The organism is Comamonas sp. C24C, assembly GCF_053345995.1.
In genome coordinates this window covers 112,168-132,608 of record NZ_JBKFBC010000007.1, presented here as the reverse complement: position 1 = coordinate 132,608, position 20,441 = coordinate 112,168, and the positions used below count along the sequence as shown (strand labels likewise).

Genomic DNA, 20,441 nt, shown 5'->3' with positions numbered 1-20,441 from the left:
CTCTTGATTGCGGACATATTCGTCCTTGAAGAGCGGAACTCTATCCTACTTTTTCTCGGATTGCATGCCGCATAAGGTCATGGCTTCCAAGCAAAGAGGACTGTGATCCGATGACTTCTTCACTTTCCTGCACGCCTACAAAAAGCGTGCAGCACCCCATTTCCGAGCCGCTGGCATTGGTGAGCGATGCAGTGCACCACGCCCTTGCCGAGCAGCGCCTGGTGGGCGCCGTGGTGCTCGCTTATCAGCACGGTCAAACGCTGTGCCGCATGGCCGCCGGCTGGGCCGACCGTGAGGCAGGCGTCGCAATGTCGGAAAAAATGGTGTTCCGCTGGGCTTCGGCCAGCAAGCCGGTGATAAGCGCTGCCGTTCTGCGGTTGGTGGCCCAGGGACGCATCGCGCTGGACGAGCCCGTCACGACCTGGCTGCCAGCCTTTCGCCCCCGGCTTCCCGATGGCGGTGAGACGAACATCACGGTGCGCCAGTTGCTCAGCCACACCGCAGGCCTTGGCTACCGCTTTCTGGAACCCGACGCACACGGCCCGTACACGCGGGCTGGTGTATCGGATGGCATGGATGCGAGCGGTATTGACCTGCAGGAGAATCTGCGCCGCATTGCCAGCGTGCCGCTGCTGTATGCACCTGGCACTGGCTGGGGCTACTCACTGGCCGTGGATGTACTAGGCGCGGTGGTTGAAGCAGTGTGCGGCATGGGCTTGCCGCAGGCCATCGAGACTCTGGTGACGCGCCCCCTGGGCATGGTCGATGCCGGCTTCACCTGCCTGGATGCGGCGCGTATGACGACGGCTTACGTCAATGGCGACCCGGTGCCCCATCGCTTGCAGGAAGGCGAGGTCGTGGCGCCCTTCGAAGGCACGGTGGGTATTGCCTACAGCCCTTCACGCGCTTTTGATGAACGTGCGTTTCCCTCCGGCGGCGCCGGCATGGTGGGCACTGCCGATGATTTGCTGCGTCTGCTGGAGGCGCTGCGCACAGGTCGGGATGGCTGGATGCCCGAGCACCTGGTCGCCGAGATGGCGCGGGACCAGACACAGGGACAGGAGCTGGCCGCCGGCCCGGGCCTGGGATTCGGCCTGGGCTTTTCCGTGCTACGCGACCCGGCACTGGCCCAGTCACCCGAGTCCCGTGGCACCTGGCGCTGGGGTGGTGCCTACGGACATGCCTGGTGGGTGGACCGCCCCCGGGGTCTGACGGTGGTTGCCATGACCAACACCTTGTATGAGGGAATGTCGGGGCGTTTTGTCTCGGCATTGCGGGATGCGGTTTACCGGGGCCTTCAAGAATGAGTGCCTCTAACTCTCAAAATAGTCTGCCCTGGGCTAACTTGCTGGCCCTGAGCATGGCTGCCTTCATTACCATCCTCACTGAAGCATTGCCCGCCGCGCTGCTGCCGCAGATGGCACAAGACCTCGGAGTCTCTCAAGCCTGGATCGGCCAGACCGTGACCACCTATGCATTCGGTTCGCTGGTGGCTGCCATTCCGCTTGTGACGATGACACGCAGCGTGCGCAGGCGCCCGCTGCTGATGGCTGCCGTGCTGGGTTTTGCGCTGGCCAACAGCGTGACGGCTTTGTCGGACAGTTTCACCCTCATCATGGCCGCGCGCATCGTGGCAGGTATGGCTGCGGGAATGCTGTGGGCGCTGCTGGCGGGCTACGCCACCCGCCTGGTTGCACCGCAGTTCCGTGGCCGCGCCATTGCCATAGCAATGGCTGGCACGCCGCTGGCATTGTCCCTGGGCGTTCCCGCAGGCGGCTGGCTGGGATTGGCATGGGGCTGGCGCTGGTGCTTCGGCATGGCTAGTACCCTGGCCCTGCTGCTGTGGCTGTGGATGTGGCTGCGGCTTCCGGATTTTCCGGGGCAGGACCAGAAGCAGCGCAAGCCTATTGCTGCCGTGATGCGCACCCCCGGCGTGCTGGCAGTATTGATGGTGGTGCTCTTCTATGTACTTGCCCACAACATCCTCTATACCTACATCGCGCCCTTTCTGGCGGCCAGTGGAGTGCATGTCCGCATCGACCTGGCGTTGCTGGTCTTCGGTATTGCGGCCTTGCCTGGAATCTGGTTGACGGGGTTGTTCGTTGACCGGCATCTGCATCGCCTGTCGATGGCGAGCATTCTGCTTTTCTGCTGCGCTGTTCTGATGCTGGGGCTGAGCTGGGGCGGTTCGTCGCTGGCCTTGGCAGCATTGGCAGTTTGGGGATTCGCCTTCGGCGGTTCAGCCACCTTGTTTCAGACCTCACTCGCGCAAGTCGCGGGGGAACAGGTCGACCTGGCCCAGTCCCTGCTCGTGACGACGTGGAACTCTGCCATCGCCGGCGGAGGTCTGGCTGGGGGACTTCTGGTCGTGGCCTGGGGGGCGCAAGCCTTCCAGCCGGTGCTGCTGCTACTGCTGGGCTTTGCCGTTGTCTGCCAGCGGCTGCTTTCTGAATCCAGCATCAAACACCTCAGGGTGATGCAAGCCGATTACGAAAACTGAGTCTGCTGCTGCCTGGCCACATCGGTTCAGAGGCGAGGATGACGGACTTCCGGCGCCTCGCCTGCTGCAACTGGCTGCCAATGCCGGGCCGCTCGACTGAGCGCGACCGAGAGACTATCAAATAGTGACAAGAAGACCACAAGCAGCTCCAATGTCTGCCGACCGACGAGTCTCAAACGACCGCAGCCTACTGAACGGCAGCATCCACTACCGGCCATGAGCAGAGTGCTCAATGTCATGCTTGCAGGTGCGGTCTGCCCGGCCCCCACCTCATTGGTTTGGAGTGCACGTTCTCATAGTGCCTATGATTACCCCTGCCAAGTCTGCACTGGAGATCGCCATGAGCACTTTCCGCGTTCAACACATCGACCACATCGTGCTGCGCGTCAGTGACCTGGAGCAAAGCATCCGCTTCTACCAGGAAGTGCTTGGCTGCGCACTTGCAAAACGTCGTGATGACCTGGGTATGGTTCATCTTCGGGCCGGTACATCCATGATTGATCTGGTAGATATCCATGGCCCGATTGGACGTGAGGGCGGCCCTGCTGCCTCAACAGAGCGCAGGAATGTGGACCATTTCTGCCTGCGCATCGAGCCATTCGATGAGTCAGCCATCCTGGCCCATTTGAACGGCCACGGCCTCAAGGCCGAGAAAGCCGAACAACGCTTTGGAGCGGACGGCACTGGCCCTTCCATCTATTGCCACGATCCGGATGGCAATCAGCTGGAACTGAAAGGACCTGCACACAGACCTTGATAATTGAGCGAGCGCGAGGCCGCAGCTTGGCGATGTTGAACACATCAACCCAAAATCGCCAAAAGCTCACTATTCGCTGAAGAGAGCAGGCGCATCAACATTGAAAGCGCTATCGCGAAGCGCTGACAGTCGCCGCTTAACTATGGGGCACATCGCTGATGATCTCAGCCACGAGATGCTTGTGGTGCAGAACTACGAGGTATGGAGCAGTGCCTGAAATTTACTTGCAACAGATAATCGGCAAAGGGAAACAGAGTGGATGAGATTAATGCGCTCCATTAAAGCAACAACATGAAGAACTTTCGCTGGTCGGCATTTTTCGGTCACTGCAACTTCATTCTTAGTGCCTCTTATGCGATGCCGCTGGTAGGAGGGATTGTTGCGCTATCGATGACGGCGATCTGTACTTTCGTCCTTTATCAAAGCCGCCTGGATGCGATGGAGCATGCCGTGGAGACATCGCGGGATGTTGCCCTGCTTGCAGAACATGACCTGGTTCGAAACTTCGAGCTCTATGCGCTGTCGCTGCAAGCCGTGGTCGAGGGCCTGAGCGATCCTGAATTGATGGCCGCGTCGCCACATGTTCGCAAAGCAGCCTTGTTCGACAAGGCGGCGAGCGCGACCTATTTGGGATCCATTCTGGTGCTCAATGCGGAGGGGAAAGTCACCCTCAAGGCGGGTGCAGAGAGTCTGGTGAACGACAGCTTCTCTGATCGTGATTTTTTCAAGGCACACCAGGAAAGTCCCAACCTGGGTCTCTATGTGGGTGACCCCTATGTATCACCACTACATGGCGACTCGATGAGCATTCCTCTCAGTCGCAGGATTTCTCATGCGAACGGCTCTTTCGCTGGAATTGTGATGATTGATATCCAGTTGGAGTACTTCCAGAAGCTATTTTCTGAACTGTCACTAGGCACACATGGATCGCTGGCACTGATCAGGAAGGACGGGACCATGGTGATGCGGCAGCCCTACGATGCAAAAGTCATAGGTCGCAATATCAGTAGCGCAAGCACATTCAAGCGGTTCATGGCGGCGCCAGAGGGCAGCTTTTCGGATACGTCATATATCGACGGTGCCAGACGGTTGTATTTCTTCAAGACTCTGCCTAACCTGCCTTTCATCATCATGGTGGCAAAGGCGCACTCTGATATCTATGCGGTTTGGCGGCAAAGAACATTGCTCATTGCCTCTGTCATGGGGACGCTCACATTGGCATTCATCGGTCTGTCCTGCGCTTTTGGAGTACAGCTCAAGCGCAAAATGCGCGCAGAGGCTGAGCTGGCAATGTTGGCGCGTACCGATGGGCTGACGGGCTTGAGCAACCGCCGCAAGCTCGATGAAATCCTGGATCAGGAATGGCGAAGAGCCAGACGGCATCAAAGTGCCCTGTCATTGCTATTCGTGGATATTGACTGTTTCAAGGCCTACAACGACAACTACGGGCATCAAGCTGGCGATACCGTTCTAGCGACCGTGGCGAAATGCATTGCCAACAATATTCGCCGCCCCGGAGATAGTGCCGCTCGCTATGGAGGCGAGGAGTTCCTTGTCGTTTTGCCCGACACGTCTTCGGACGGCGCAGAGTTCATTGCTGAGAATATTCGTCTCGCAATCTGCAAGCTTGCCGTTGAACATACAGAAAGCGCTTTCGGTCACATCACGGTCAGCATAGGGTGTGCCACATGGGGCCCAGAACGGGCCGATGCAGATATGGCAGCGGTGATCCGCGATGCCGACGAGGCGCTCTACAACGCCAAGATGACTGGGCGCAACAAGGTAGTCTTGTCAGCGCAACACAGATGCGGGGGGCCGCAGGCACGCCGCTGACCGGGACGACTGCATTCGGCCAGCTCCGGAGGTGCAAGCACAACGGTTGTCAAAACCGCACTCAGCTCCGTTTCTACGCCCCTGCCCGAATACCCCGCAGCGATCGGACGTTGTCCTGCATCCGCTGTCGCAATGCCCAGGCGCAATATCCGCGATCCAGGCACGGCGCTCTTTGTCCATTTCGCGCATTGGCAACCGCTCAGCTTGAGAGCCTGCACCACCGCCCGGAAGCCACATGTCTGTTGCGACCTCGTGGAGTCTCCGGCGCACTATGGTTCAGGCCGCAAATCGCTTCAGAATCAGGGAAGCATTGACACCGCCGAACCCAAATCCGTTGAGCATGGCGTGCTCCATTGCATGGGCACGTGCTTGACCGGCGATCAGATCCAGACCTGCAGCCATAGGATCTGGGTGCTTCAGGTTCAGCACAGGTGGTGCGATCTGGTCGCGCAAGGCCAATACGGTGAAGATCGCAGCAGCTCCGCCAGCAGCTCCCAACATATGGCCCAGGGCGGATTTAGTGGCCGTGATCGAAGGACCGGAGTCTGCGCCAAACACTTGACGAATGGCGGCCAGCTCGCCTCGGTCACCTACGGGTGTAGAGGTCGCATGGGCATTCAGATGTTGAATGTCAACAGCTTGCAGCTGTGCCTGACGCAGCGAGGCGCGCATCGAACGAGCAGCGCCCGCTCCATCCTCCGGACCGGAAGTGACATGGTAGGCATCGGCAGAGGTACCATAGCCCACGATCTCCGCCAGTGGCTTGGCGCCTCGCTCCAATGCGTGATCCAGTGCCTCAAGCACCAGCAGCCCCGCACCTTCGGCCATGACAAAGCCATCCCGTGCCTGATCGAAAGGTCGGGAAGCCCTCGCAGGATCGCCGCCGCAAAAAGTCGTCACGGCCTTTGCCGCAGCAAAGCTGCCTAGCGCAACGCGGTCAATCGTGGCTTCGCTACCGCCACAGAGCGCCATGTCCGCTTCGTCATTGCGAATCAAGCGCGCCGCATCGCCAATGGCTTGAATACTGGCGGCACAAGCAGTCACCGGCGCCCCCAACGGCCCCATGAGCTGGTGTCTGATCGATACCTGCCCCGCGGCCAGATTGGCCAGAAAAGCGGGTACCGTGAAGGGTGACAGGCGCTGGGGTCCCTTGCCATCCGTGGTTCGCACGGCTTCTGCGATGGTGCTGAATCCGCCCACGCCGGAGCCGATGATGGTCGCCGCGCGCTCCCGCTGCTCGGCTGATGGATGAGCCCACTGCGCATGGGCCAGAGCCTGGTCGGCTGCGCCCAATGCAAATGCAATGAAGCGATCCATGCGGCGTAGCTCTTTCGCTGAAATGATGGCTTCGGCATTCCACCCAGCCTCTGGATCCTCCTGCTGGCCTGGTACACGCCCAGCCACGCAGACGCCGGTCCCTTCGGCAGTACCAGCACTCAGAGTCCGCACCCCGGACCGGCCGGCCAGCAGTCTCTGCCAGGCCAGTTCCACATTGCACCCTAAAGGAGATACCAGACCCAAGCCGGTAATAACCACCCGACGACCCATGCTGCACCTTTCGCTTGTCAAGCTCAGTTTCCAGCAGGGACTGAGCATGACTTTATTGATGATGATCGCAATCATAAATGAGTTTTGATGACGGCTATCATCTAACTCATGAAAGTGAGCAAAGCACAGGCAGCCGAGAATCGCGAGGGAATCGTGGATGCTGCTGCACGTCTGTATCGAGAAAAAGGCCTGGATGGCGTGGGCGTGGCGGAGATCACCCGCGACGCAGGATTGACACATGGCGGGCTGTACCGGCACTTCGAGTCCAAGGATGCCCTCGCACGCGAGGCATGCCTGCGCGCATTTGAGTGGACAATCACCCCGCTGGACGAATTGGAGTCTTCGGAGGCCGACGCCGCATCTGCACACAGCCTTCGCGCACTAGTGCATGGCTATCTTTCCGCAACCCACCGCGACCACCCTGGAGAGGGCTGCCCTGCTGCTGCATTGGCCGCCGATGCCGCCAGAGCAGGCCCCGAAATGTCAGAGGTATTTGCGCTGGGCGTGGAACGCAACATCCAACGCTTTATGGGCGTGCTCCAAGGCGAAGAAGAGACCAGGCGTACCCAGACTATCGTGACCCTCAGCAGCATGGTGGGTGCACTGGTTCTCGCTCGCGCAACAGCAGCGGGCAACCCGGCTCTTTCTGAAGAAATACTGGCCACCTTGCGAAAGCAATTGGCTCCGTAACCGCCTGATTGAGGCGCCCGCTCGCGCGTTAGAAACACGTCACGGCCAGTGCGGGCTCCCAAAGCAGGCCTTGGGCAGCGTCGCTGCTATGGGCCGCGACTACCGACGCGGGTGAGACGAACCGGACAACGGCTGATGGCCTCGCACACGCTGATCGCGAAAAGACAAAATGACCTGCCAAATTCGATGCGCTCCAGCATGGAGACGGAAGAAGAACCATGAGCACGCCTTGGATGCGCCCATGACCCTGGTTGTTTCGCCAAAACGAGGTCTGGCAGGCGCGTCATGCGCAAACGCTGCTATCTGGATCTATCGCGCAGGCCTTCGCTCCAGCGCGCCAGCCAGCCCGAGGCTGCCACCAGTGCCTGGCTGCCCTTGCCCAGCAGCGAAGAGAGCTCCGTCTCGGCACGCTCGCGCAGCGTCTCCTCGTTTTCAGGCAGCGGCGGCAATATATGGGCGTAGTAGCTATTGCCCAGCACCCGGTGCAGCAGGCGCTCTCCAGGAAAAGGCTCGTTGTTGTTCAGCGCCCGCGCGCCTTTGAGAATATTGCGGATGTCGTACTGCGTGGGGCTGATATCGGCCACCTGCTTGGGCAGTCCCAGCAGCGTGTAGACGCCTATACGCGCGGTGCGCACCGAACTCTCCATCGTGAAGATCACATCGTTGCTGGTCTCCACGAACTGGCCCAGCAAGGCCAGATTGGTACAGCCCTGCGGCACCACATGAGGCCGGTCACCCGCCGCGCGCGGCATGAACTGCGCAGTGATGTAGGGCATCAGAGCCAGGCGCACCTTGGTGTTGGCGGCCACTACATCGAGCTGATCATCGATACCCAGGTGGTAGCACAACTCGGCCAGGATCTCTCGTCCGGTACAGGCGGGCATGGGCTTCCTGATATGGTTGCCCTCCTTGTCCATCAGCAGCGCATAAACCCACAGCACCAGCACGTCGTCAGGCTGATCGGGAAAATGCGGCTGGCGATTGCAGGTGAAGCTCATCACCCAGTTGGAATCCGTGAAGGTGATTATGCCGCCGGTGACCGTCTTACCCGAGTAAGGATCATTGATCGCCAGTTCCTTGAGCTTGTCGATCAAGGGAGAAGGCTTGCAGGTAAGCGTGGCCGACTCCCACATCGAGCGGGAAACATCACCGCAGAACTTCTCGGGCTTGCCGAAGATCGAAGATTTCTTCGCCAGATTCTGCCACAGCGTCCAGTCGCTGCCCTCTCCCGGCTCGCCATTGCCACGCGCCAGTACCGGTACCGTGTCCATGTCTCCGTAGGCCGTGCCCTCGGTCATCGAGCCGGTCAGCGCAAACACCACGTCGTCGGTGCCGACGGTGATGGTCTCCTCGCGACCCGCAACCTTGCAGCGGATCGCGGTCGCGGTGCGGCTGCCTTCCTCCTCACGCATGTCCAGTTCGTGGGCACGGGTGTCGAACTGCACACGCACGCCCTGCTCCTGCAGCATGCGGGCCAGCGGCACGACAAAGCTGTCGTACTGGTTGTACTTGGGAAACACCAGGGCCGACATGTCGGTAAGGCCATCAATGGCATCAAGGAAGCGATGCATGTACAACTTCATCTCCAGCAGACTTTGCCAGTTCTCAAAGGCGAACATCGAACGCCACAGATACCAGAAGTTGGTCTCGAGAAAGCTTTTGCTGAAGTACTCCTCGATCGTGATGTCGTTCAGGTCTTCCTTGCGCTTGAGCAGCAGCTTGACGATCTCCCACTGGTGCGACTTGCTCAGACCCAGCGTAGCGAAATCGCGGATCTGCCCCTGCTTGTGCATCAGCCTGGCCTTGGACCAATTGGGATCGTTGTCGTTGATCCAGCGGTATTCATCGAGCACGCTGTAGCCTTCAGGCAGCTCCAGCGCCGGGACATCCTGGAACAGATCCCAGAAGTTGTCGTAGTTCCAGTTCATCTCGCGGCCACCGCGCACGATGTAGCCATCCTCGGCATTGCCCGAGCCATCGAGCGAACCACCGGCAATGCTCAGGCTGTCAAGAATCGTGATGTCCTCCCCCTTCATTCCTCCGTCGCGTATCAGATAGAAGGCGGCCGCCAGTCCGGCAATGCCGCTGCCTATGATCCATGCCTTGCGGCCCGACGTCTGCCCGGTCGGTACCGGACGATTGCGCATGTACGGACCGACCATGTCCGGCGGAGGCAAGGTATCTTTCGCACTCTTGCGCCAAAAGCTCTCGCCGACATTCGCCTCCACGCGAACGGGAGCCTGGGACTGACTACGGGTGATGAACTCTGCACGATTCATGGTCTTGCCTTTCATGGATGTCATTGGTGATGACGCTCTACATTTACCAGTAACGCACCGACTGCGATTTGATATGCCATAAAAGCATCTCAACGCACATTTGCTCAAGCCCTTGAGGAAATGACTGGAAAAAAAAAATCTTCAGCGAACACGGGCTCAGGAAAGTCTGGCCTTTGCTGAAATAAGCAGGCCTCAATAAATAGGCCAATGCGGGATATTCTGCACAGTGCCAAACGCATTGCTACAGCTTATCAGTGACGGTGTCCGCTCGGTCACTTCTCAGATGCTGCATTGCGCGCATCCACAATTTGCCCACTGAACGTATTTGCCTGGACGGCCTCTTAGTCGTAGCAGCCGCCAGCACCAAGTCCTTGAAAACTTAGCAGAATCGAGTGCAACCGATGTTGGCAACCAATGACCGACCGAGTCAAAAGAATATGCAGTGCTTCAAAACCTGAGCCATGTCGGCACCACAAAACAGGCTCGGACCAAAGTATCAGTTGGTCCGCGATGCTTAGAACATGCCCAGTTTGTTGGGTGAGTCCTTGGGCACCTGCTGTCCTATATCCCACATTTCGACGATCTTGCCATTTTCGAATCGAAGGATATGCACGACCGCAATATCCATATCGACTCTCTCACGCCGCAAATGTGAATAGACCGCCACACGGTCATCGGATTCAATGGTTTGTTTGATCAGGAACGATTTATTGGGTTCTGATTCAGCGCTTTGTTCCATGCCAAGCAGCAAGGACTCCCGGTCAGCAGGGAAATACGCATTGTGATGGTGAAAACTCTCCGACACGTACAGATCGTAGGCTGTCCTTACCCGCCCTGTTGCACACAGGGTCAGGAAGTCTGCAGCAATAGCGGCCTTGCTCCGGGTGCTCATGATCATGCTCCATTCAGGCTGATGTTCGGCCCAAGGGTTTCAAGCTCAGGCCTATCCACGCCAGTGGTTGATGATGCCAATCATCGACCCGCCATGTTTTTGAAGCAAGCACCATCCGCGACATGGCTAGTGCCTGCTTTCGGCCCGCCAGCTCATCTGAAAAGATGCGCGCTCAAGGCTCAAGCAAGCAGCCGCTTTCACGCAAGACGCGCTGCAAACGCTTTGGGTCTATCCCTTGAACAGCAACGCTGCCTGCCATCGCTGCCGCGGTGCCTGCGGCCTGCCCCATCACAAAGCATCCTCCGCTTGCACGAGCAGCAGACTGCCCCTCGTGGGTCATGGAAGCACAACGTCCTGCGACAAGCAAGTTCTCAACCGTCTGCGGCACCAGCATTCTCCAGGACAGATCGTTATAGCCCCGCTCGGGATCCGACGGAAACCCCCATGTGATGCCTCCGGCACGATGCAGCTCCATCGGCCACGCATTGATGCCAATGCTGTCATCAAGGCGGACCGAATTCAGGATGTCATCGCCAGTCAGCGCATAGAGCCCCTGGATTCGACGTGTCTCTCGAATGCCGACCTGAGGGGCAATCTCCACGATTCTCGAGTCGGCAAACCCCGGTACCTGTTCCTGTAGAAAGCGGAAGTACTCGACAATCTGACGCCGCCCCTCAACCTCTCCTGCGCTCAGCTCCTGCGCATCCACGGCATTCATGGCCTGACCGCTCGAATTCGCAATCTGGGTGACATTGGCGCGCCACTCCGACGGATTGATCTGCGGTCGAAGAATCGCTCCTTCGCGAGGGAAGTTGTAGCGACCTGGATCGCGGAGCCGAGAACGCTCCATGAAGTCATTGATTGCCTTGAAATCGCCAACAGCCGGCAGGGCCTGCGATGCGTCGACATGGCCAATGCGGAACATCGTGGACGGGAAAAGGCCGCTGCCATGCCCGTCGCCCACCTCATAGGGAACGCCGGCCAGGGCGGCGATGTCCGCATCGCCCGAGCAATCGATGAACATATTGGCCCGAACTGCCTGACGTCCTGATTTGGTCTCTATGACCAGGGCATGAATGCGTGAGGCATCCATCAGCACAGATGAGGCCCTGGTATGGAACAGCAAATGCACGCCGCAAGACAGCATCCACTGGTCCGCCACGCATTTATAGATGGAGGTGTCATAGGAGCGGACGCGAATCCTGCCCTGCATACCGTCCTGAGGCTTGTTCAGCCCACCCATTGCCTGCAGTCGTGAAAGCAGATCGTCCACCACTCCATGCACCAGTTGGCGCATTTCCCCTTGATGACGGCCATAAAGTCCTGCGAAGTTGGTAACGCCGCCGGCAGTGCCCATTCCTCCCAGGAAACCGTAGGACTCCACAAGAAGGGTTCGCGCCCCAAGCCGGGAAGCGCTGGCGGCAGCAGCCAGTCCGGCCGGACCGCCACCGATGACGACTACATCGTATTCACCTTGAACCGGAAGATGACGAGCCGGCTCCAGAAGGGATTTTTGCGTGGATTTCATGGTTTCTTGCTTCAGTCCAATGTGATCTTGTTGCGTTCGACGACAGGCTTCCACCGCGCCACATCCGCAGCCAGCAATCTGCGAAATTCCTCGGGCGAATTCCCCACCGGATCCATGTACTGCATGCGCAGCTTGTCCTTCACGGCGGGCTCGGCCAGGACTTGCGCAATCTGGTCGCGCAGCGCATCGACAATGGCTGCAGGCGTTTTCGCGGGCACGATGAAACCGATCCAGGCATCTCCCTTTATGTCAGGAAGGCCGCTCTCAGCCAGAGTTGGCAGATCGGGAAGTGATGGTGATCTGCTTGGGGACGCCACGGCCAGGGCACGCAACTTCCCGGCTTTCACATGCGGCATCACGGCTGCGGCAGGTAGCAAGGCCATGTCCACCTCACCCGACAGAAGAGCGGTCACTGCACCACCCGATCCGCGATATGGAACATGCACTGCATCGCCGCCCGCCTGGGCTACCAGTGCAGCCATTGCCAGATGCGAGATGGAGCCGGCACCAATCGACGCAAAGCTGAGCTTGGATTTGTCCCTCATCAGAGCCGACAGTTGCTTGGCATCTGTGGTGGACAGCCTGGAGCCGACGACCAGCACTGAAGGCTGGGACACGGCAATGCTCACCAGCCCGATATCCCTGGACGTGTCGTAGGGCATCTTCCGAAACAGAAGCGCGTTGACTCCAAGAGGTCCGGCAATGCTGACACCGATGGTGCGTCCATCCCCCTCGGCCTTGGCCACCATGTCGGTGCCGATATTGCCGGCAGCGCCACTCCTGTTCTCCACCACAAAAGCTTGATGCAGCCTGCTGGCCAACCTATCGCCGATGACGCGGGCCGCCAGATCAGGGGTCGAGCCAGCATCGAAGGGCACAAGGACTTTGACAGGGACTTTGGGCCATTCCTGTGAGTAAGCATGGCCACCCGTGATGGAAATGCAGGCGAAAAAAAGGGATAGAAGCAAGCGCGATTTCACAACAATGTCTCCAGGTTCTTAGGTATTCAGGGCGAGTTCCTCATCGCCTGGTTCGAACTCTAGGCAAGCAGCATCATTGCGTCGATTGATAATGAGCAATATCTCCTAGCGGAAAATCGAATAATGGATATGAAGCTTCTCTCGGTCTTCGACGAGATCTATAAAACACGAAGCGTGAGCCGGGCAGGAGAGAACCTGGGTCTGGCTCAGACCTCGGTCAGCCTGGCACTCGGCAGACTGCGGCGAGCTTTCAATGACCAGCTCTTTGTCCGCACCAGTGAAGGGATGCTTCCCACCCCGCGTGCAGCCGCACTGGTTCCTCAGCTGCGACAGGCTTTGGAACTGCTGCAATCAGCGACCAGGCAGCAAGCGGAATTCGATCCAGCCTCTTCCAGCAGAGCGTTCCGGCTCGCGATGACCGATATCAGTCACCTGGAATTCCTGCCTGCCTTGATGAACAAGCTAGGGAATATCGCGCCCAAGGTGAGAGTCGAAGTGCTGCGCATCACGGCCGACACAGCCAGATTGCTGGAGGCAGGCGATGCAGACTTGGCGATAGGCTATATGCCGGAACTCGATGCCGGCTTCTACCAGCAGAAGCTGTTCAGGGATGGGTTTGCTTGCGTCGTGCGCAAATCGCATCCTCGAATCGACAAGAACCTGACGATGGCTCGGTTCAAGAAGGAGCGCCATGTGATCATCACGGCTCCTGGAACTGGTAACGAGATAGTCGAGCAAGAGTTGAAGCGCCAAGGGGCGCAGCGCAATGTTGCACTGTCTCTGCCCACACTCCCGGGGGTTGGCAACCTGCTGGCTCATACGGATCTCATCGCCACGGTTCCGCATCGCATTGCGCAGACACTGGTAAAGATCGCCCAGGTCAAGGCAATCGCGTCACCATACAGGCTTCCAGAGTTCGCCATCAAGCAGCATTGGCATGAACGCTATCAGCAGGACCCGGCAAACCGATGGCTGCGCTCAACCCTGGCAGAGCTATTCCTGGAAATCTGATCAGCTCGGACGTCTTGGCTACGACAGGCGGGGTTCGCTCAGAACGCGCGCCCGATTGCCGGAACGCTTCCATGACCAAAGAATAGAAAAGGCTCCTATCGGAGCCTGGAGCGATCAATCAACGGCGACCATCACCGACGACGCCTTGATAACCGCGTAGGCATTGTCGCCCTCCTTCAGCCCCAGCGACTGGGCTGAAGTCGAGGTGATGGAGGATGTGACCCTGACACCAGGAGCAATTTCCAGTGTCAACTCCGTGCTGACCGGGCCTGTGACAATCGAGATGACTTTGCCTTGCAAGACATTGCGAGCACTGATCTTCATAGCATCTATACCTAAGAAATGACGATGGCTATGAGCATATATTCAGCGGGTTGATGGCTGTAGAAGCTCTGCAATATAGAAGTCTTATCGTCCGTTGTATGACTGCCAGGGATCGATTGCTATCGATCCCACGCTATCCGTTGCAGGAGCAAAAGTCCATGCAACGCTCACAAGCCTCGCTTCAACCAATTAGAGTACCTGCCGCAAGCGGCTTCATTTTTTGTATTCTGTATACCGCCTCCGGGCGAGGTCACAGATACACCGATGCTCGCAGCTCCCGCTTCCTCAATACATTCCTCTTAATGACCCGGAGATGAAATGTTGCGCATTTTGGGCAAGGCATCCTCAATCAATGTTCGCAAGGTACTCTGGGCCTGTGCCGAGCTGGACATTCCCTTCGAGCGGGAAGACTGGGGCAGCGGTTTCCAGTCGACGCTCAGTCCCGAATTCCTCGAGTTGAATCCCAATGCCATGGTCCCTGTGATCCAGGACGGCGATTTCACGCTATGGGAGTCCAATACGATCATTCGCTATCTGGCCAATGGCTACAACGGGACCCGGCTCTACCCCATCGACACCAAAGCGAAGGCGCGGATTGATCAATGGATCGACTGGCAGGCGTCGGACCTCAACAGGTCATGGAGCTATGCCTTCATGTCCCTTGTCAGGCAATCGCCTGAGCACCAGGACCGCCGTGCACTGGCCCTGTCTTGCAAGGACTGGGCAAGGCACATGGAAATCCTCGAGCGACAACTGGGCTCCACCGGAGCCTACGTAGGCGGTACCGAGTTTTCTCTGGCGGACATACCTATAGGACTGTCGGTGAACCGTTGGTTTGAAACTCCGCTTGAGCATCCGGACTTGCCTGCGGTGCGCGGATACTACGAACGCCTGAGTCTTCGCTCGGGATTCCTGCAGCATGGAAGAAACGGCACGCCCTGAGCAGGTCCATCCCGCCCATGCAAACGCTGCATCTCGCCCCCGTGTGGAGGCGGCGCCCGGTTAGTCCGCTTCGCCTGTTGGCGCTTGAGCCCAGGCGGGCCTCAGTTTCACTGTCAGCAATGAAAGCAGAACATCATGTCCGAATCACGAGATTCCAGGTTCGCTGCAATGGAAGCGGCACTTTCCCTGAGCTTTTCCGGCGAGATAAAGATCGGCGGAAACTATGTCTCCGTGGTTCGCCACGACAGGCAGCTATTTGTCAGCGGCCAGATCCCTCGCGTCGGTGACAGCGTGGTCGTCACAGGCAGAGTCGGCGCTGAAGTCTCGGTCGAGCAAGCACGATATGCCGCAAAGATTTGCACCATGCGTGCACTGGCATTGCTGCGGCAAGAGCTGGGATCTCTGGACAGGGTTTCACGCATTCTGCGCATCACCGTGTTTGTCAAATGCTCAGAGGACTTCAGCCTGCAAAGCGAAGTGGCGGACGGCGCGTCCGAGCTGCTGTATTCCGTGCTGGGCGACGCCGGCATTCATACGCGAACATCTGTGGGGGTCTATCAACTTCCCAAGAATGCTCCGGTGGAAATCGACCTGATCGCGGCGGTGGATTGACGCGCCGTCACGGGGCTCCCCTGAGCTACACTGCCTCGCGTGGGCACCGTCCTGCTGACCTCAACCGCAAGCGCATTAGTCATACAGCACCGCCTGGAAGCTGATCGCGCCTTGCAAGCAGAGACCATCTAATGAGCAACACCACCGATCACGGTGTCCAGTTCGGCCGAATCGCCACGACGATTCCGGTAAAGGACATTGCCAGAGCCTGTGATTTCTACACCAAGGTTCTAGGGTTCACAAAAGTCTTCGAAAACGGGAGCCCTGTCGGGTTCATGATCCTGAAGCGGCATCATGGCGAGCTGCACCTGAGCCTGCAGCCCAGCCACAAAGCCGTGAAATTCAATGTCGCGCATCTCCTGGTCGACAACGTTGATGCGCTGCACACAATCTGCAGTCAATACGGCCTGAGAATCGTCAAGAGCCTTCAGGACAAGGACTATGGTCTGCGGGCATTCGTGTTTGAAGACCCCGATGGCAATCGTATCGATGTCGGACAAATGATCTGAAGCCTGGATCGGGAGTGGGCCGCGGCCGCCTCGATGGTGGTCGCCGCCGACTTCGGGTTGGGAGTCTGGTCGCGACTGAGCACTGGCAGCTCCAGGCTTGAGCCGCTCCCCTGCCTGGCACAGATCGCGTTCGGCCGGGAGCAGGCACGCGACCGGGTTTCACGGCACAACGTATCTGGCTGACCATTCCCCGCCAGCTTTGCGACCTCAATGACCACAGATACCAGCCATGCTTGCTGCACTGGCCAGCCTTGCATGCCTTAGATCCTCTCGGATGCTCGGCAGCAGGTTTGCCCCAGGCCTTCGTCCAAGGTCAGAGCATCAAGGCAATTCCTGCATCCTGGCCTCACCGAAAGCGGGTCTGGAAGGCAAGTCTTTCTTCCACTTTGTTAGGGGCACTCAGGTCACGGCTGCCTAGCCTCAAATCACATGGGTAAAATTGTGCGGGATCAAAGAGCCTGCATTCAACTGCTGCTCCAAGCGTCGAGCAGAGTCCTGGCCCCGGAGCGCACAAGGCTCGCTACGTACAGTCAGGTTTTCTCTCGTTCTGCGCTTGACCAAGATCTTCAAGAATTTCTGTAAATACAGGCCAAGCACTGGCCGCCCCTGCCGAACCATGCTGCTTTGCTTTTGCGATTTTGCCCTGACCGCCGACCGCCCAGCCCTGCCTGAAGTGCAGGCGGCCAAGCGCCGGAAGATGGCCCCCGGAGCAATGGCATGACAGAGCAGCAGCTATACGACCTGGCTCCTGCACTGGAGCTGATGGCTTTTGGTCTGGTCCTGGCTCTGGGGCCTTTATGCTGGGTCTGGTGGCGCAATCGCGGCACCGGCTCCGGCAGGCGCCTCCAGGCGCTATGTGTGCTGACGCTGTTTCTGACCTTCGATCTGGTTCTGTTCGGCGCCTTCACCCGTCTGACGGACTCAGGCCTGGGTTGCCCGGACTGGCCTGGCTGCTATGGCACGGCCAGCCCCATCGCGGCACATGCCCAGATCTCCGAAGCGCAGGCTGCCATGCCGACCGGCCCGGTCACCCATGGCAAGGCCTGGGTGGAAATGATTCACCGCTATCTGGCGACCACGGTCGGCGTGCTCATCATTGCGATGACGGTCATGAGCTGGAAGCAGGCAAGCGCCGCCAGGCGAGCAGGTCGGCAAATATCATTCAGTGGCGCTGCCAACCCCTGGTGGCCGACTCTGGCACTGGTATGGGTCTGCATCCAGGGTGCGTTTGGGGCACTGACGGTCACCATGAAGCTGTTTCCGGCCATCGTCACGCTGCACTTGCTGGGCGGTACCGGCTTGCTGGCATTGCTGGCCATTCCTGCTTCGGGCCTGAGCCTGCAGCAAGCCGGCCTGTCTCCAGCGCTGATCGCCAGAGGCTTGCGCATTGCGCTGTGGCTTTGCCTGGCGCTGCTCGTCGTCCAGGTCAGCCTGGGCGGCTGGGTCAGCACCAATTACGCCGTCCTGGCCTGCACGACCTTCCCCGGCTGTCAGGGCAGTTGGTGGCCGACCATGAATTTTGCCGAAGCGCTGCAGATCTGGCGCCCTCTGGGCATGCTCAAGGACGGCAGCCATATCAGCTTCGAAGCGCTGACCGCCATTCACTACACCCACCGTCTCGCGGCCTATGTGGTGGTTATGGCACTGGCCGGTCTGTGGTGGGCATTGCGCCACGCTCCTGCGCTGGCCAAGCAGCGACGGCTGCTGGGTTTCTTTGCAGTGCTGCAAGTTTTGACGGGTCTGTCCAACGTGGTGTTGGACTGGCCTCTGGTTGCGGCCGTGCTTCACACTGGTGGAGCCGCGGCCCTGGTAACGATTGTGGTCTGGAGTCTGGCCGTGACACGCGCAAATGCCGTCGCCGCCCCCGACCCTGAAATGGCGCGCCGCCCAGCCTGAGGCATAGCGTAAAAGAGTGATTGCATGAGTCAAAGTGAAGCCTTGTTGAACAACACCTCGCGAATCAGCCAGTTCTACGCGCTGACCAAGCCGCGCGTGGTGCAGCTCATCGTGTTCTGCGCCCTGATCGGCATGGTGCTGGCCGTTCCCGGATGGCCCACGGCCAATCAGTGGATCCATATGGTTGTTGCCTGCGTCGGCATCTGGCTGGTAGCAGCTGCCGCTGCGGCCTTCAATTGCCTGGTGGAGCGTCATATCGATGCCAAGATGAAGCGCACCTCCTGGCGCCCCACGGCGCGCGGCGAGCTCTCCAGTCAGCAGGCACTGGCCTTCTCGGCCATTCTGTGCATGATCGGTGCCACAATTTTGCTGCTCTGGACCAATGCGCTGACCATGTGGCTGACGCTGGCCACCTTTGTCGGCTATGCGGTGATCTACACCGTGGTGCTCAAGCCCGCCACGCCACAGAACATCGTGATCGGCGGAGCCTCTGGCGCCATGCCCCCCGTGCTGGGCTGGGCCGCCATGACGGGCAATGTCGGCCCCGAGGCATTGATTCTGTTCCTCATCATCTTCCTCTGGACCCCTCCCCACTTCTGGGCGCTGGCCCTGTATCGTGTCGAGGACTACCGCCAGTCCGGCCTGCCCATGCTGCCGGTAACCCATGGCAGCGAATACACGCGCCTGCAGATTCTGCTCTACACCGTGGTGCTGTTTGCGGCTGGTCTGCTGCCCTTTATGTACGGCATGAGCAGCTGGCTGTATCTGTTTGCGGCTGTCGTGCTGGGCGCCGGCTTTATCGTCTATGCCGTGGCTCTGTATCGCAATTACTCGGACGAGCTGTCGCGCCGCACCTTCAGGTTTTCGCTGCTTCACCTGAGCCTGCTGTTTCTCGCCCTGCTCGTGGACCACTATCTGTTCATGGCCTGATCTTTGAGGTTTCGCCCATGCCAAAGCCCGGTTCACCGGGCTTTTTTGCGACTCACAAAAAGTGAGCTATCAGCGCTTTATGGGTCTGCGTTTGAGCGCAATTTTATTCAAATTTTTGCTTTACCCGGCCACTTCACAGGTTCGTGACCGAGACTGAACGCGGCGCTAATGATTCGGCGAAGACCTGGCGGGGCGCAGATTCTCGTCACCGGGATTATCAAAAAAGAAGGCCAGCCCCTGCTACAGGACTGGCCCCGGTCATGCATCCAGCAGACCCGATCAAGTGTCCATTTACAGGCCCTTGAGCAGCTTGCCGTTCACTTCCTTGCCGTACATGGAGTACTTGCCGTGGTGCTTTTCGGCCGTGGCCTGCAGATTGCCGTTGAAGCGTGGGTCCTGACCACGCTCCTGGCTGTTGATGAAGGTGGCCACATCCCAGGCTTCCTGATCGCTCAGGCTTGCATTGCCGTAGGGCATGTTGTTCTTGATGAAGTTGGCCGCCTTGTCAATATCGTGCATGCCGGCCCCCCAGTTATAGGAATCCTTGCCCCACAGCGGCGGGAACACGGCCACATCGCCGACAAACTGGCCTTTGCCGTCCGCAGCATGGCATAGCGCGCACTTGGCTTCATACACCTTGGCTCCGGCTTCGTAAGTGGGTGTCGTTTCGGGCTGGCCCGCTTTCTTGAAGCCGGCACCGGGCAGCTTCTCTCCCGTGGGCGCCTTCTGGGCCATCCAGTAGGCGTAGGACTCCAGAGCCACCAGAACATCATGACCGTCATCCGGCGCCTTGCCGTTCATGGAGTACATGAAGCAGCCGCGCATGCGCTCGGCAAACGTGTCCACATGGTCGGTCTTCTTGCGATAGGCCGGGTACATGGGATAGGCCCCCCACATCGGAGCAGCGCCTTTCAGACGACCCGCATCGAGGTGGCAGTTGGTACAGCTCAGCGGATTGCCCGAGAAGCCCACGGCATTGGTCGGCGTGCGCGTGAAGATGGCTTCGCCGCGGCGCACCCACTCGCCCATGGGGCCTTCCGGGTAGTCACTCACACCGGGAGGTGTGAATTCGCCAGGCTTGGCAGCCACCACCACGGCCCTGGTGTCTGCCGCAGGCGCTGCCACCTTGACGGGCTCTTCGGCCTTTTGGGGGCGGCTGATGCTCATGCCATACCAGAGCGCTCCGCCCAGACCTGCAAACAGGCAGGCC

Annotated in this window: 18 protein-coding genes; 11 read left to right on the top strand and 7 right to left on the bottom strand. The window is 59.0% G+C overall.

Going from position 1 to position 20,441, the window contains the following annotated elements; all coding sequences use genetic code 11:
* Positions 1–110 precede the first annotated feature (110 nt).
* The 4 genes from ACLBXN_RS14435 (at position 111) to ACLBXN_RS14420 (ending at position 5,090) form a co-directional block, all read left to right on the top strand.
* On the top strand, positions 111–1,307 hold the full coding sequence (locus ACLBXN_RS14435; protein ID WP_447612578.1) for a serine hydrolase domain-containing protein: 1,197 nt from the start codon (positions 111–113) through the stop codon (positions 1,305–1,307).
* Complete coding sequence (locus ACLBXN_RS14430; RefSeq protein WP_447612577.1) at positions 1,304–2,500, top strand: MFS transporter; 1,197 nt, start codon at positions 1,304–1,306, stop codon at positions 2,498–2,500. Before ACLBXN_RS14435 ends, ACLBXN_RS14430 begins: the two co-directional genes overlap by 4 nt.
* A gap of 340 nt (positions 2,501–2,840) precedes the next feature.
* Positions 2,841–3,257, top strand: a complete 417-nt coding sequence (locus ACLBXN_RS14425; protein WP_447612576.1) for a VOC family protein — start codon at positions 2,841–2,843, stop codon at positions 3,255–3,257.
* 291 nt (positions 3,258–3,548) lie between these two features.
* Positions 3,549–5,090 carry a sensor domain-containing diguanylate cyclase gene (locus tag ACLBXN_RS14420; protein ID WP_447612575.1) on the top strand — a complete coding sequence of 514 codons (1,542 nt, stop codon included), beginning with the start codon at positions 3,549–3,551 and terminating at the stop codon, positions 5,088–5,090.
* 276 nt (positions 5,091–5,366) lie between these two features.
* On the opposite strand, the gene fabF is transcribed toward ACLBXN_RS14420, so the two are convergent.
* On the bottom strand, positions 5,367–6,638 hold the full coding sequence (gene fabF, locus ACLBXN_RS14415; RefSeq protein WP_447612574.1) for a beta-ketoacyl-ACP synthase II: 1,272 nt from the start codon (positions 6,636–6,638) through the stop codon (positions 5,367–5,369).
* Positions 6,639–6,746: 108 nt separating this feature from the next.
* Here fabF and ACLBXN_RS14410 point away from each other — a divergent pair, with 108 nt between their 5' ends.
* Positions 6,747–7,328: a TetR/AcrR family transcriptional regulator gene (locus ACLBXN_RS14410; RefSeq protein ID WP_447612573.1), complete on the top strand. Its 582-nt coding sequence runs from the start codon at positions 6,747–6,749 to the stop codon at positions 7,326–7,328.
* A gap of 299 nt (positions 7,329–7,627) precedes the next feature.
* Here ACLBXN_RS14410 and ACLBXN_RS14405 read toward each other — a convergent pair whose 3' ends face one another.
* From ACLBXN_RS14405 to ACLBXN_RS14390, 4 genes are all read right to left on the bottom strand, one after another.
* Entirely contained in the window at positions 7,628–9,622 is a 1,995-nt protein-coding gene (locus ACLBXN_RS14405) for an oleate hydratase (RefSeq protein ID WP_447612572.1), read from the bottom strand.
* A 499-nt stretch (positions 9,623–10,121) separates the two neighbouring features.
* Entirely contained in the window at positions 10,122–10,499 is a 378-nt protein-coding gene (locus ACLBXN_RS14400) for a nuclear transport factor 2 family protein (protein WP_447612571.1), read from the bottom strand.
* 172 nt (positions 10,500–10,671) lie between these two features.
* On the bottom strand, positions 10,672–12,027 hold the full coding sequence (locus ACLBXN_RS14395; protein WP_447612570.1) for an FAD-dependent oxidoreductase: 1,356 nt from the start codon (positions 12,025–12,027) through the stop codon (positions 10,672–10,674).
* 11 nt (positions 12,028–12,038) lie between these two features.
* Positions 12,039–12,905, bottom strand: coding sequence for a Bug family tripartite tricarboxylate transporter substrate binding protein (locus tag ACLBXN_RS14390; RefSeq protein ID WP_370527704.1), 867 nt, complete (start codon positions 12,903–12,905; stop codon positions 12,039–12,041).
* Positions 12,906–13,136: 231 nt separating this feature from the next.
* On the opposite strand from ACLBXN_RS14390, the gene ACLBXN_RS14385 reads away from it, so the two are divergent.
* Positions 13,137–14,018 carry a LysR family transcriptional regulator gene (locus tag ACLBXN_RS14385; protein WP_447612569.1) on the top strand — a complete coding sequence of 294 codons (882 nt, stop codon included), beginning with the start codon at positions 13,137–13,139 and terminating at the stop codon, positions 14,016–14,018.
* 114 nt (positions 14,019–14,132) lie between these two features.
* Here ACLBXN_RS14385 and ACLBXN_RS14380 read toward each other — a convergent pair whose 3' ends face one another.
* The gene (locus ACLBXN_RS14380) at positions 14,133–14,342 is read right to left on the bottom strand and encodes a TOBE domain-containing protein (protein ID WP_167002359.1); all 210 of its coding nucleotides are present in this window, start codon (positions 14,340–14,342) and stop codon (positions 14,133–14,135) included.
* 318 nt (positions 14,343–14,660) lie between these two features.
* Between ACLBXN_RS14380 and ACLBXN_RS14375 the strand changes: the two genes are divergently transcribed.
* The 5 genes from ACLBXN_RS14375 (at position 14,661) to cyoE (ending at position 19,231) form a co-directional block, all read left to right on the top strand.
* A complete protein-coding gene (locus ACLBXN_RS14375) occupies positions 14,661–15,284 on the top strand; it encodes a glutathione S-transferase family protein (RefSeq protein WP_447612568.1) in 624 nt (207 codons plus the stop codon).
* A gap of 135 nt (positions 15,285–15,419) precedes the next feature.
* A complete protein-coding gene (locus ACLBXN_RS14370) occupies positions 15,420–15,896 on the top strand; it encodes a RidA family protein (RefSeq protein ID WP_447612567.1) in 477 nt (158 codons plus the stop codon).
* Positions 15,897–16,027: 131 nt separating this feature from the next.
* A complete protein-coding gene (locus tag ACLBXN_RS14365; RefSeq protein WP_447612566.1) occupies positions 16,028–16,405 on the top strand; it encodes a VOC family protein in 378 nt (125 codons plus the stop codon).
* Positions 16,406–17,122: 717 nt separating this feature from the next.
* A complete protein-coding gene (locus tag ACLBXN_RS14360; RefSeq protein WP_447612565.1) occupies positions 17,123–18,301 on the top strand; it encodes a COX15/CtaA family protein in 1,179 nt (392 codons plus the stop codon).
* Between the two features lie 24 nt (positions 18,302–18,325).
* Positions 18,326–19,231 carry a heme o synthase gene (gene cyoE, locus ACLBXN_RS14355; protein WP_447612564.1) on the top strand — a complete coding sequence of 302 codons (906 nt, stop codon included), beginning with the start codon at positions 18,326–18,328 and terminating at the stop codon, positions 19,229–19,231.
* Positions 19,232–19,522: 291 nt separating this feature from the next.
* Here cyoE and ACLBXN_RS14350 read toward each other — a convergent pair.
* The coding region (locus ACLBXN_RS14350) for a c-type cytochrome (protein ID WP_447612563.1) at positions 19,523–20,441 on the bottom strand (919 nt) is incomplete at its 5' end.

Excerpts from the sequence above, each read along its gene's own strand:
- ACLBXN_RS14435 (WP_447612578.1), top strand. The coding sequence starts at position 111 with ATGACTTCTTCACTTTCCTGCACGCCTACAAAAAGCGTGCAGCACCCC.
- ACLBXN_RS14430 (WP_447612577.1), top strand. The coding sequence starts at position 1,304 with ATGAGTGCCTCTAACTCTCAAAATAGTCTGCCCTGGGCTAACTTGCTG.
- ACLBXN_RS14425 (WP_447612576.1), top strand. The coding sequence starts at position 2,841 with ATGAGCACTTTCCGCGTTCAACACATCGACCACATCGTGCTGCGCGTC.
- ACLBXN_RS14420 (WP_447612575.1), top strand. The coding sequence starts at position 3,549 with ATGAAGAACTTTCGCTGGTCGGCATTTTTCGGTCACTGCAACTTCATT.
- fabF (WP_447612574.1), bottom strand. The coding sequence starts at position 6,638 with ATGGGTCGTCGGGTGGTTATTACCGGCTTGGGTCTGGTATCTCCTTTA.
- ACLBXN_RS14410 (WP_447612573.1), top strand. The coding sequence starts at position 6,747 with ATGAAAGTGAGCAAAGCACAGGCAGCCGAGAATCGCGAGGGAATCGTG.
- ACLBXN_RS14405 (WP_447612572.1), bottom strand. The coding sequence starts at position 9,622 with ATGAAAGGCAAGACCATGAATCGTGCAGAGTTCATCACCCGTAGTCAG.
- ACLBXN_RS14400 (WP_447612571.1), bottom strand. The coding sequence starts at position 10,499 with ATGAGCACCCGGAGCAAGGCCGCTATTGCTGCAGACTTCCTGACCCTG.
- ACLBXN_RS14395 (WP_447612570.1), bottom strand. The coding sequence starts at position 12,027 with ATGAAATCCACGCAAAAATCCCTTCTGGAGCCGGCTCGTCATCTTCCG.
- ACLBXN_RS14385 (WP_447612569.1), top strand. The coding sequence starts at position 13,137 with ATGAAGCTTCTCTCGGTCTTCGACGAGATCTATAAAACACGAAGCGTG.
- ACLBXN_RS14380 (WP_167002359.1), bottom strand. The coding sequence starts at position 14,342 with ATGAAGATCAGTGCTCGCAATGTCTTGCAAGGCAAAGTCATCTCGATT.
- ACLBXN_RS14375 (WP_447612568.1), top strand. The coding sequence starts at position 14,661 with ATGTTGCGCATTTTGGGCAAGGCATCCTCAATCAATGTTCGCAAGGTA.
- ACLBXN_RS14370 (WP_447612567.1), top strand. The coding sequence starts at position 15,420 with ATGTCCGAATCACGAGATTCCAGGTTCGCTGCAATGGAAGCGGCACTT.
- ACLBXN_RS14365 (WP_447612566.1), top strand. The coding sequence starts at position 16,028 with ATGAGCAACACCACCGATCACGGTGTCCAGTTCGGCCGAATCGCCACG.
- ACLBXN_RS14360 (WP_447612565.1), top strand. The coding sequence starts at position 17,123 with ATGACAGAGCAGCAGCTATACGACCTGGCTCCTGCACTGGAGCTGATG.
- cyoE (WP_447612564.1), top strand. The coding sequence starts at position 18,326 with ATGAGTCAAAGTGAAGCCTTGTTGAACAACACCTCGCGAATCAGCCAG.